The following is a 12,905-nucleotide window of genomic DNA, read 5'->3' as shown; positions in this document are numbered from 1 at the left end:
CGACAGCCGCATGAACCGCGCCGCCATCGACGCCTGGCTGCAGCAGCTGGACGAGGGCTTCGTGCTCGGCTGGACCAATCGCGGCCTGCTGCGCCGCGGCCGCGGCCTGCTCGCGCAGTGCGAGCCCGGCACGCCGGACTGGAGCAATGAGCGCGGCTATCAGCTGGCGCTGGAGCAGCACCAGCAGGCGCTGAGCGGCCCCGGCTTCCAGCATCTGCACTGCAGCTGTCCGGCGAACGGCGCCTGCCACCATGCAGTCGCCGCCCTGCTGCACTGGATGGCGCAGGCGGCCGCGCCCCACCCGACGTCTGAAGACGTGCCGGCCATCGCCGATTCCGCCGCTGACGGCGCGGAAGTGATCGCGGCTGCTGACCCACCCGCGCTGCACAGGCCGCCGATCTGGCTCGACCCGGATTGGTCTGCGCTGGCCAAGGCGCTGGGCGCCGCCGCCTTGCGCAAGGCCAGCGAGTGGCAGCTGCAGGGGATCGGCGTACAGGTCGAAGCCACGGACAATGAACTGCGCGGTGGGGTCGAACTCGAAACCGTTGTTCGGCTGCGTCTCAACGCCACCGGAGGATTGGCGGCGGCGCTCTGCGACTGCGGCCAACGCCGCTGCGCCCATCTCGCGGCGCTCATCCTGCAGGCCCGCGTGGAGGCCGGACTGGCGCCGCCCACCCTGCCGGGCCCCGCGCTCAGCCGAACCCAGGCCGCGGTGTTGACCGCGCTTGAGGCCTGGTGTGTACAGCTGACGCGCACGGGCAGCGCGCAGCTGTCGCCGGCCGCGCTTGAGCAGGCGCGCGCCTTGAGCACGCGCAGCCGCCAAGCCGAGCTGCCGGCCGTGGCGGGCGCGATGCAGCCGCTGCTGCGCTGGCTCGAAGACGAACTCGCCGGACGCAGTCGCGCCCGGCCCGAAGCGCTGCTGTCGGCACTCGGCCCGCTGTGGGCGCGACTGCGAGCCTTGAGCGCGCAGCCGCTGCCTCAGCCCTTGCTCGAACTCAGCGGCCGCCATCGCCGCAGCTACCGCGCCGCGCCCACGCTGCAGCTGGCGATTCTCGCCGTCGAAGCCTGGAGCCACGAGGACGGCAGCGAAGGCTTGAACCTGCACGCCTGGTGCGCGCAGAGCCGCCGCTGGTGGCGCCTGCCGCTGGTGCAGACCGCCGCCATGCGCGGGTTCGAGACCTCGCTGCCGCGGCATTGGCGCCAGCAGACCTGGGCCGGATGCGAGTTGGGCCAGCTGCTGGGTGGCTGCCAGCGGCTTGAGGGCGCGTGGTGCAGCGAAGACGGCAGCCTCAGCGCGCGAGCCGAAACGCGCTGGCACGACATCGAGGGCCTGCCGGGCGCCGTAAGCGCGCAACAGGCCCCAGCACCGCCCGCCGCGGAGCCGACCGGCACCGTCACGCCCGAGCAAAGCGCAGCCGAGATCGCCGAGGCCGCGGCCCGGCTGCAGTGCCTCCGCGCGGAAGCACTGCAGTCGCGGCTGCCCGCACCGATGGACTGCGCGCAGCTGGCCACACTGCTTCGAGACGCCGCCGAGCGCGGTGGTCTCAAGGGGCGAGCGCCGATGGTGCTGGCCGGGCCCTTCGAGAGCGAGGCGCCGCAGTTCGATCGCGCCCAGCAGTGCTGGACCCAGCGCCTGATCGATGCGCGCGGCCGCAGCCTTCAGCTGCTGATCGAACCGAACGACGCAACGCGGCGGCGCGCGATCCGTACCCTGCAGCAGGCCTGGGACCGCGGCCAGCGCTGGCGGCAGGTGTTCGGTCGGCTCAGTCATCAAGGCGGCGGCATGACGCTCGAACCCATTGCGCTGCAGTCAACCGAGGAGACGACGTGGTTCAGCCCCGGCCTGCGCTAGCCGATCCCATCGCCGACTGGCTGCAGCAGTGGTCGCAGTGGCTGCAGGCCTGGCTGTCGGCGGGCGTCGAGCATCCCGATGCTGCCGCTGTGTTGGCGCTGCAGGGCTGGCTGCAGCATCCGCTCAGTCTGCAGGCGCCAGCGGTGCACGCGGTCGCTGCGCGTCTGCTCGACGCGCATCAGCCGATGGCGCTGCGTTGCAGCGCCCTGCTGGACCTGTGCAGCCGACAGGTTCTGCTGTCGGGCGATTGGAGCCTGCACCAACTCGACGCATGGCCCAGCGCGCCGGAGCATCGCGGCTAGCTTCTGGCGGTCACCGGATCAAGGTCTCGAACCCGTCGACGAAAATCCGCTCCGCCTGCAGGCGGCGGAACACGACGATGCTGCTGTCGGTGCTGGCCACCACGTAGACCTGGCGATCGTCCGCACTCAGAACCACGGCCACCGGCCCGCCCATGTTGAACACAGCTGCCTCTTCATCGAACAGGGTCTGCAGGGGGCGCAGGTTGCCGGCGCCGCTGCCGGCGATGACGCGGCTGAAGATCGTCAGGCTGCTGTCGCCGAAGCCGGCCACGTACAGTTCACTGCCGTCTGGCGACAGGCTGATCGACTGGGGGCCGGCCATGCCGGGCAGTCCGGCGTCGCCGCGGCTGAGCTTGCTCCGCCAGGTCAGCGAACCGCTGTTGGCGCGGTCGAAGCGCACCACCCCGTTGTCGGCTTCGGCGGCCACGTAGAGCTGGCCGCCATCGGGGCTCAGCACAAGATCCGATGCTCCGGCCAATCCGCTCACGCCCAGCAGGCCGTTGCGGTAGGCGGTGCGGAAGCTGAGCTGGCCGAACCGCGGTTCGGCGGCGTTGCGCTGACGATCGAAGACCACCACCGCATTGCCGAAGCGCGCAGCCACGTACACCTGCGCGCCGTCCGCGGAAACGGCCAGACCGGCGGGGCGTTCCAGCCCTGCCACCGCGGCACCGGCGTCATTCGGGTCGTCTGCGCCTTGGGTCTCGGCTTCAACGAAGCTCAGCACGCCGGTTTGAGTGTCGCGGGCAAACACGGACAGCGCGTTGCCCAGCGAGCCGCTGGCATAGACATGCCGTCCGTCAGGACTCATCGCCAGCCGACTGACTCCGCTCAGGCCGCGCGTGCTGCCGCCGGTCGCTCCGGGCGCGCCCTGCCCTTCGACCTGATTGCCGACGAACGCAAGCTCGCCCGTTGCAGCGTCGCGGGACAGCACGGCGATCGCGGCATCGTTGCGGGCGGCCACATAGAGGTGGCGCCCATCCGCGCTGAGCAGCAGGTGCTTGGCGCCATCCAGGCGTGCATCCGGGAGTCCACCGGCGACGGCACGGTAATCGCGCAGGTAGCTGAGCCGCCCGTTGCCGGGATCGCGCGCGAACACCAGCACGGCGTCTCGACTTTCGCTGGCGACGTAGGCGTGGGCGCCGTCGGGCGACAGCGCGAGTGCGCTGGGCTGGACCAGGGCACTGATTCCGCCCGGACCGCCGCTCACGTCCTGCTCAAGCTCGACCTCGGGCGCGAAGGCGGGGTCGACGATCGTGCCGAGCACCTGGGGCGTGGCGAAGCTGAGGTTGAAGGGCTGCGAGAACGCTAGCCTGAAGGTTTCCGGTGCTTCGACCTGGGGGTCGGCGAGGATCACCACATCGATCAGCGCCTCGACCTCACCCACGGGGATCGTCGCCGTGCCGCTGCGGGTCTCGTAGTCCGCGCCCGCGGTGGCGGTGAGGTTCTGGGTGGCGAAGTTGAAGCGCGCCTCGAAGGTCGAACTGCGCGACAGACGTGCGCGGAAGCGCGCGGTCGCGGTGCCGGATGCAGGCTCAAGCACGCGCACGGGCTCGACGCTCAACTGCGGCACATCGTCGTCATCGATGATCGTGCCGACGCCGGCCGCACGCGCGAGCACGCCGTTCTCGGCATTGATCAGCTCCACCGTGAAGCTCTCGGCACCCTCGATCACGGTGTCACCGCAGATCTGGATGTCGAGGCTCTCACTGAGACTGCTGGCGGGGACGCTGACACGCCCAGTGCGCTGCAGGAAGTCCACACCTGGCCCGCAGCTCGGCCCGCCCACGGCGCTGCCGTTGGCGGTCTGGTAGTCGACCTGGACCGCGGCCTGGCTGGTGGTATTCAGGCTGAAGGTGAAGCGCAGCGGGACTGTGCCGGCGCTGCCCTCGAAGCCGCTGACATCGTCAAGGGTGACCGCGGGCCCGGTGCCGGTGTTCTGCGGATCGATGTCGAGCCGGCGAGCCACGCCCTCGGCGCCGACGCTGGTCTGCGCCGCCAGCCGCTGGCCCAGAAAAATCCGCACGGGGTCGCCGGGGCGTGCCGTACCGGGCACCCGCGGGTTGAGCGCCGACATCGGAATGCCGAGTCGGAACTGCCCACCGAGGCGCGGGTCGCGACCCAGCGTGTAGCGCGCCAGCACATCGCCCGCAGGCACGCTGCGCACCTCGATCAGGCTGCCGACCGGCGCGGGCTGGCCGAACAGCGTCGCGGAGCCGTAAAGCACGTGGTCCGGGGCCTCGATCTCGGCCTGTGCAGGCAGCGCCAGTGCGAAGCCGAGGAGGAGCAGGGCGATACCGAACGCCTGAGGCACAGCGCCGTGCGTGACGCGGGGAGTCGGTCGATTCATGTCAGTTCCCCGAGTAGGCATAGGTCTTGAAGAAGATCCGGATGTCATTGACACCCCGACCGTCGCGCTGGCCACTGCCGCCCGGAATCCGCGGGCCCTGGATGAAGGTGTCGAGGCCGTCGACCGGATCGTTCAGGAACGTTCCACCCGGGATGATCATCAGCCAGCGGCGATTCCACACCGAGCGGCCAATCAGGCGGCTGTCTGAGGTGACCTGCGAATCATCGAAGGGCTCGGCGAAGTGGAAGGCGCGGAAGCGCCCGTAGCGGCGTATCTCGGTGCTGCTTTCGGACAGGGTGTCGGCCACCGGCAGCCAGTCGTAGTCGGTCAGCTCCTGGCTGTTGATCGGGAACGGCACCGGAACCGCCTGGTCGACCACCTGCCATTCGCGGACGGCGAAATCGTTGGCCGAAGGCGAGCGCAGCACGTCGGCGCCGACCGGGAACAGGTACACGCGCGGGTCATCGGCCAGCGGCAGATTCGCATAGTTGCCAAACCAGGCCCCGACCGAGCGGATGCGCGTGCTGAACTGGCTGGAGTCGTAGCTGCTGTCCTGCGGCCCAAGGGCCCAGCCGAAGAAGTTCAGCCCGAAGCTGACATTGGTCGTGAACTCGATGACCAGGCCCGGCTGCGGTCCCGCCGACTCTGGCGCAAACGGCCGCGCGTAGCGCCTGAACTCAGGCACCCGCCAGAGATCATCCACCTTGAAGGACTCCAGCTTGGCCCGCCAGGCCTCGTCGCCCTCCGGCCCTTCGGGAATCCGGAACAGCTCGCGCCGCAGCGAGAATCGATTGGTCTCGACCTGCGGGTTGTTGAAGCCCATCTGGCCTTTCAGAACATCGAAGTTGAGACTCATCTGCGCCATCACGCCGGCAAGGCCGGTGGTTCCCGCCACCGGCGTGCCGTTCAGCACCTGACCGATGCTGCGCTCACGCACGATCCGGGTCAGGAAGGCCTGACCCGCCTGCTGGTTGGCGCCCAGAAGATTGGTGTCGTAGTCATACGCGGCGGCTGCCAGATACACGTAGCGTGCAGCCAGGTCGAACGCGGCCCGGTACTTCTGCAGGGCATCGTTGCGGAAGATGCGGAAGGCCATGTCCTGGTAGCGGTACTGCTGGATTTCGGCGGCGCCGTTGCGGCGGAAGGCGATCATGCTGTCCATGACACGGAGACCTTCGGCCAGAGTCGCCTGGTAGTCGCCGAGCAGCTGCTTGATGGCTTCCGTGCGTGCGTACACTTCGGCGCGCAGGATCGGCTCCCTGCGGATCAGCGTGTCCACCTCACCCAGCGAATTGAACAGGTTGAGGTTGGCATTGTTAATGGCCGTGTTCAGGCCCGCCAGCTCGGTGACGTCCTCTTTGGCCGCTTCGGTGGCGGTGCCGATGATGTCGAGACCATCCGCCACCGTGTCGAGGCCCAGCTTGACGCCGTTGCCGGCCTGCTTGATGCCGCAGCGGATGCCCGAAGTCATGTCGCCGCCTGCGGCCAGGCCGGCGATGAACACTTCGGGCAGACATTCAGCGGTGTCCTCGAACGTGAAGTCGGCGAAGTCGCCGATCCGGCGTGCGACGGTCGCCGCCGCGCTCATCGCCGCGGTGGTCGCGGTGAGTGCTTTCAACTCGCTGCGCTGGTTGATCAGGATGTTGATGTTGCGCTCTTCGATGTCGAAGGTCGCACGCAGCGTATCGGCCGCCCCTTCGATCTCCTGCCGCAGCAGGTCGTACTCGAGCAGCGCCTGCTTGAGCGCCACGCGCGCCTGGACCATCTGGTGCAGGGTCTGCTGTAGCCGCCCCGGGGCCCGCCGCTGTCCGGTCCACTCCGGCGGCTTGGTGAACCAGAAGCCGAAGTCGGGCGACTCGATGGTCGTGTATTCCACTTCCAGCGGCGTGCTCGTGTCGAGGTTGCCGAGCGGGCAGCCCACGCTCAGGGGTTGATTGCGGCAGGACTGACCGTTGGCACCGGTGGTATCGGGCTGCCCTGGCGGGATCGGCTTCAGGTTGAAGAAGTTCATGCCGTTCGGGCTCGGCGAGTAGGTCGCCGTGAAGCGCTTGATCCGGGTGATGCCGAGGTCGTCGATGCTCTGACCGCTGGTGGGCGGGTTGTTCGGATCGATGTCGAAATCGAAGGACGTGCCGGCCAGCTGCGGCACGTCGACCATCATGTAGTGGTAGATGTCGGCGCCGTTGTAGCCCGCCGGGTAGGTTGCACCCGGCCCGATGTCATCGGCGTAGGGATAGCCGAAGATCTCGATCAATCGGTTGGCGAAGTCGGTTTCCTGCGCGGTGGAATCGCGGCGGATGTCATCCACCTCGTTCTGGTTGCGGCGCATCTGGTTGTTCAACTGGTTGGCGTAGTCCCAGACGTTGACGACGTTCTGCAAGGCACGCAGAGCGCGGTCGTAGACCTGTTCGAACTGGGTCTTGTTGGCGTCCTGCAGCTGCGCCGGATCGATGTCGAACGGCACCACGTTCTTGGCCAGACCCAGCGGATTCAAGCCGGCATCGGCCTTGTCGACCTGCGCCTGGATGTTGCCGTAATGGCCGATGATCTCGGTCAGCTCGGAGATGGTGGTGCGGTCGATTTTCTGAATGCCCACCTTGTTCGGGTCGTTATCGACTTCCGGCAGGATGGCGTTGACCGTGACCCAGTCGAAGTAAGACGCCATGCCGGCGCGACGGCCCCACTCCGACAGGCCCCAGGCGCGCTCGGGGCGGGTGTCCGCATAGCCCTGCCACTGGCCGTCGGGGTTCTCGGTGTAGGCCGCGCGGTAGGTGAGGTCGACGACTTCGGCGCCGACTCGCGCCTTGGCGGCGGCGGTCAGCGCGAACTGGCGCTCGTCGAGAAAATCGACGGCGATCGGCACGCCTGCGACCAGCACGGCTTCAGCCTGCGGGTTCCACGAGAAGAACGGATGCCGCAGCAGGCTGTAATAGGTCTTGGCCGCCGTCAGGTAGTGGCCCCAGGCGTCGCCGTGCCCCTGCGGGAACAGCTTGCGCGCATCCTGCTCGTTGATGATGCCATCGGCGTTCTGGTCGGTGATGTTGTACGACAGCGCGTAGGCCACCTCGCCCTGGCCGGTGGTGAAGTTCCAGAACAGCCGGTTGTAGACGGGCCGCGCAGCCACCGGGCCAAGGCTGTTGTCACGACCGCGCAGCAGGATCAGTTCTTCCTCCAGCAGCGACGGCAGCTGATTCTGGAAATTGAAGATCGCTGGCGCCAGCGAGAAAGTGCCCGAGCTGGTGGTGATGCCGATGGTCGGGTCCTGCGCATCGGCATAGGCCTCGTTGCCGAGCAAGGTGTAGAAGTCGACGAGTCGCGAGGCCACCAGCAGCACCGCCGAATTGGCCGGCCCATAGTCCACCGGCGGCGAGGAATCGACCGACAGCTGAAGGGCGCGGCGCATGACCGTGGTGTAGGCCTCGATCAGCCCGATCTGGTTGAGGTTGTTCGGGTCGTTGTTGAGCGCGATCGGCCCTTCGTAGCGCTGGCCGAGCTGCACCAGCATGCTGGCGTAGTTGTTGGTTGCCGCCTGCGCGAAGTTTTGAACCCGCGCCTCGAAGGGGTTGAGCCGGCCGAGCACGCGCTTCACCCAGCCTTCGGCCAGCTGCGCACGCGGCTGCTGCGGGGTGGCACCGGGTTGGCCCGCCCAAAGGCTCCACTGGCTGGCGTTGTTGCAGCCGGGCAGACCGCGGTAGCGCGCCAGGTACCAGTTGTCGGAGAGGGTCTGGATGTTGGCGCCTTCGATGCTGATCTCGACCGCACCCTGCGGATTCGGAACGGAGAACTGGATCCAGCCGTTGAGCTGGCCGGTTTCCGGGCTGGGCAGCACGGTGGGCGGTACACCGCTGGTGTCGGGCCGGAAGAACCACTCGAAGTCGAGGGCATCGACATTGCCGCCGAAGTCACCGCTGTGGCGCAGCACCAGCTGCTCGTCGAAGACGTTCGGCGGCGAAATCACATTGATCTGGCCCTGGTAGGGCGCGACCAGGGTGGCGGTGGCAGGTGGCGGGGGGTTGCGCAGGCAGCCGACCTCGATCACCTCAAGGCTGACCGGCAAGGGGTTGAGTGCGGGATCATTGTTGAAGGCCACGGTCATGTAGCCCGAGCCCTGCGAAAGGCCTGCCGTCAGCGCGGGCTGCACGCCCACCGCCTGGAACGGCTCGAGGATGCCGTCGTTGTTGCTGTCCTTGTAGCCGATCAGCACGTCATCGGGCGTCACCGCACGAGAGCTGTCGCAGATGCGCTGGCGGTTCTCGCCGATCCGCGAACTGGTGCAGACCCGGGTGATGCCTTGCGGATTGCGACTCTTGCGGAACAGGGCCTCGATCGCCTGGTCCCAGCTGCAGTTGGCCGCCGCGGTGGCACAGGCGCCGGTGAAGCCAGACTGCTCGCTTCCGTCGCCGCCATCCAGCCGCTTCAGGGTGACCCGATCGCGCTTGGACAGCACGTTGAGCAGCAGGAAGGGATCCCCTGCCCGGCTGTAATCGGCGCTGCCCTTGAACACCAGCCGCCGGTTGAGCGGCTCGTAGCGCAGGCGGCTGCCGATCGACACCGGCAGCTTCAGCGCGCCGTCACTGGAGCCCAGGATGGCCTCGGTGCCGTCGGTCTGGAACTCCTTGGCCACCGCGGACGGGATCGCCGGCAGGATCACAAACCGCGGGTTCAGCGGATCGATCAGCTGCGCCAGGGTGTCGCTCGGCAGAGGATTCGATCGCGTCGCCTGGATGTCGTCATAGACGACCTCGACCGCCGCCTGGTTGAGGATGTCCGGCAGGCCGCGCTTGGGCGTCAGCAGGGTCTCGCCGCTGATCAGCAGAGGCACCTGTTCTGGCCAGGCGATGTCGTAGTCCACCTGCACCGGCTCGACCGGCGAACTGGTGCCGCCCTCGGCGACCGGCAGCCGCGCGAGCCAGGGGACGCAGATTCCGGTAGCGATGTCGTTGGTGTCGTTGTTGTTGAGGTCGGTGAAGAAGCCGGCCTGGGCGGGATAGAAGTAGCGCACGCTGCCACTGCCGGCCGACTTCGCCCACAGCTGGTTCTTGTAGTCCTGGAAGAACGGCGGTGGCGGCTGCTCGCCGACGGCTTGGCCGACCACGTAGGTCTGCGCACAGCCGGGCAGCAGACGCACGGGATACGGCGGCGACACCGTGGTGCCGGCCGTGCCGGCAAAGCGGAACTGGTTGAAGCCGGCGCCGGTCGCCTGCACGCGGAAAACGCGGAAGCGCCACCTTCCGCTGGCGGTATGGAAGTACTTGACCAGCACATAGGGGTCGGAGGCTGCTGTGGTATCCCCGGGCAGCGCGCTGCCGAAATCCGAACGCAGCGCGAACACGGCCTCGAAGCCGGTGCCGGTCTGCGAGGGCGCGGTGAAGGCGTGCTCGTCGTTGGGGTTGTAGCCCGGCAGGCCGAAGTCGTTCTGGATGTAGATCCGCGCCGACGCAAACAGCTGCGGATCCAGCGGCGCCTGGCCCAGGTTCTCGCCGCCTTGCTGGCTGGCGATGACGATGCGGTCCGGGTCGAACGGCCAATAGGGCTGGTAGCGGACGGCCTTCTCGGGCCAGTACACACCGCGCGACTTGGCGTGGTACCAAGCCACGGCGAGCTCGCGCCCCTGGTCCTGGCCGCGGCCAACGGCATAACGGTTGACCGGGATGATGGCGCCGGTGCGCGCCGCCCGGTTGTAGGCGGCGTCCTGACCCACGCCGTCGTAGAAGGCGTGCTCATTGATCACGAAACCGGTGGTGCCAGGCTCGTTGTGATAGCTGTCGACCAGCGCCTCGCCGATCTGCGCGGGCACGTTGTCGCTGAACAGCGGCACCGTCGAGTACGGCTGCGAGCGCACCACCTCGACTTCCACCGGGAACTGCAGTGGATCGATGCTCGGGCCGTTGACGTAGATCAGGCTGGCAAAGCCGCTGCGGGTCGCGTTGAACTGTCCCGCTGCGTAGGTGGCGCCGCTGGATCCCGTGCCCGGGGTGACCAGCTCCAGCACCTTGTAGTTGCCGGCAGCAGGCTCCGCCTGCACCGGGGCACCGACGACATGGTCCTGCACGCAGCCGACGCCAATCGCCTGGGTGCAGGAGGCGATCGGCCAACCGACCACACCCAGGCTGCTGATCCGGCGCGTCGAGGTCAGGTCATCGCCCTGCACGCGCCAGCGCACTTCGATGCGGCCGAAGGGCTGCAGTGGGATCAGCCGCGCCAAGCGCCCCGAGCCAGGCGCACCCGGGGCGGCCCAGTAGAAAATCTTGTTGCCGATGGCATCGAACGGCGCGCCGTCCACGGCGAACTCGGGGCGATAGGTCACGTCGTCGACCTTGGCGTTCGGTGGCGGCACCAGCGGCTGCCCGGCGAGCCAGCGCTCCTCCTCGAAGAAGCGGCCGTCGTCGCCCAGGTTCAACAGGAACCCGTCGCGCCCCTGCGCGATCAGCTGATCCTGCGGACCGAAGCGGGCGATACCCTCGAAGCTGCCTCCGACGTAGAGGCTGCCGCCGCCGCTGTTGCTGATGACCCGACCGCGATCGGCGCCGCCGCCGCCCGCGAAGGACGGCAGGCGGGTTTCGGCATCAGAGCGGTCGCCACCGGTCACCCACTGCCAGCCGCCGCTGCTGTCGACCGCGGCGATGTACACATCGCTGGCGGCGCCCTGCGAGTCCAGGCTGCCGCGTCCGCCGGGATCGGTGAAGAAGGTCGTCGGCCCGCTGAACGCGCCGGTGAAGTACACCCTGCCCTGCGGATCGACGCTGACGCCTCCGCCGATCGCGCCGCGCACGAAACGCGCCCAGACGCAGTTCGCGCTCAATCCGCCGATGTCGAAGCTGGCCACGAAGGCGCCCGCGCCAGTGGGCGGCGCGCATTGGTTCGGCGCACCGCTGCCGCTGTGGCTGCCGGTCAGCAGCAGACGTCGGCGACTGCGATCGATGGCCATGCCCGAGGGCACCAGCCCGGCGGGCAGCTGTTGAGCGGAACCCAGGGTCGGCGAATCGCCGATGACATTGCTCACGGGCAGCACGAAGGCGACCCGCGGCCGCGCGCGGATCTGGACGTTGTCGATGTGCCACCAGTCGAAGTAAGCGCCCGGACTGGGGCTGCCAGAACCGCCAGGCATGTTGAAGCGAAGCCGGAAACCCGGATGCAGGGCGCGCGGATCGGTAATCGTCAGGGCGAGATTCTGCGGCCCCACGAAGCCGCTGTTGCGCTGAAGAAGGGTGCGCCACTGCCCGTCGACCCCGAGGTAGTCGACGAAGATGTCTTCGCCGGGATCAGGTTGTTCGGTGACCCGCGTGTACAAGCGGGCATCGTTGGAGAATCCGCGCAGGAGGTCCAGCGACACCTCGATCGCATCCGCTCCGCTGGTATCGAAGATCGGGCCGGCGACATTGACACCACCGCCACGCAATACCAGGGTGTTGGTGCCGTTGAAGAACGAATAGGGTGAGCCATCCAGCGTGCCGCTGGTGGGGCTGACCGCGCCTCGATTGGGGTCGGAGGGGGTCCAGCCCTGGAGCGATCCGTCGTTGAAGTTGCTGGAGGTCAGAGTCGATTGCGACCCGCCTGCCCCCTGGCCGATGACGAACAGCCGGTTGTCGGCATCCGCCAGCATGTGGGTTGCACGATCGGTGCCTGAGGCCGCTCCCCCGCGGCTGCGCGCCCACAGCCAATCACCGTTCGTGCTCAATCGTGCGACGAAGAGGTCAGAGCCACCCTCTGGGCAGCTGGGGGCGTTGAGGGTGGTCGATCCGAAGCTGGCCGTGCAGACGTATCGTCCCGTGACCGCCACCGACTCGGTGACCGGCGGAATCTGGGTGTTGTCGCCCGGCAGGGTCGCAGCACCGCTGGTCTCGTCATTGCCGGCGCCGCCCATCTTGCGCGCCCAGCGCCAGCTGCCGTCGAAATCCAGCTTGGCGACGTAGCCGTCGCGATCGGTGGCGCCAGGTGCGCCGAGATCGCTGCCGCCGAAGCGGGCGGAGCCGAAGAAACCGCCGACGATGAATACGTTGTTGGCCGCATCCAGGCTGATCGCGCGCACCGTGTCGATCGAAGGCCCACCGGCGCGGCGCACCCACACGACCTGCCCTCCCGCTCTCACGCGGGCGATGAAGATGTCCTCCAGGCCTTCCGAGGCCAGCGACTGGCCGCCGTATTCGAGCAGCCCGGAATACTGGCCGGCGACGATGGTGTCGCCGTTGCTCGCATTGGCGATCGCAGTGACTTCGACGTCACCGGTGGCGGGGATGCCCATGGGCCACTGGGCGGCCGCAGGCAGGGCCGGCAGCAGCAGGCTGGCCGCGAGCAGGCAGGCGCGGATGCCTTGCCGGCTGCGGTGTCCGAAGTGGCCTGCGCTCAGGTCCGTTGTCCCTGCCGCGTGCGCACAAAGAACGGGCTCGATACGGGCGTTCATGGC

The 12,905-nt window shown here is 68.2% G+C and carries 4 protein-coding genes; 2 read left to right on the top strand and 2 right to left on the bottom strand.

Annotated elements, in window-relative coordinates; genetic code table 11:
• The first annotated feature begins 10 nt into the window (after nucleotides 1-10).
• Together H4O13_05775 and H4O13_05770 are read left to right on the top strand one after the other, a co-directional pair.
• Nucleotides 11-1,852 carry a hypothetical protein gene (locus H4O13_05775; protein ID MBE5314897.1) on the top strand — a complete coding sequence of 614 codons (1,842 nt, stop codon included), beginning with the start codon at nucleotides 11-13 and terminating at the stop codon, nucleotides 1,850-1,852.
• Nucleotides 1,828-2,154 carry a hypothetical protein gene (locus H4O13_05770; GenBank protein ID MBE5314896.1) on the top strand — a complete coding sequence of 109 codons (327 nt, stop codon included), beginning with the start codon at nucleotides 1,828-1,830 and terminating at the stop codon, nucleotides 2,152-2,154. Before H4O13_05775 ends, H4O13_05770 begins: the two co-directional genes overlap by 25 nt.
• A 10-nt stretch (nucleotides 2,155-2,164) precedes the next feature.
• Here the strand turns inward: H4O13_05770 and H4O13_05765 are convergent, their stop codons facing one another.
• Nucleotides 2,165-4,501 (bottom strand): beta-propeller fold lactonase family protein, encoded by a 2,337-nt coding sequence (locus H4O13_05765; GenBank protein ID MBE5314895.1) that lies wholly within the window; start codon nucleotides 4,499-4,501, stop codon nucleotides 2,165-2,167.
• 1 nt (nucleotide 4,502) lies between these two features.
• Nucleotides 4,503-12,902, bottom strand: a complete 8,400-nt coding sequence (locus H4O13_05760) for a hypothetical protein (GenBank protein ID MBE5314894.1) — start codon at nucleotides 12,900-12,902, stop codon at nucleotides 4,503-4,505.
• Between the last annotated feature and the right edge of the window lie 3 nt (nucleotides 12,903-12,905).

The sequence above is a fragment of the Lysobacterales bacterium genome, from assembly GCA_014946745.1.
Classification (GTDB): domain Bacteria; phylum Pseudomonadota; class Gammaproteobacteria; order Xanthomonadales; family Xanthomonadaceae; genus Aquimonas.
Note: the sequence above shows the minus strand (reverse complement) of the source record. Positions and strands in the feature narration are given on the sequence as shown.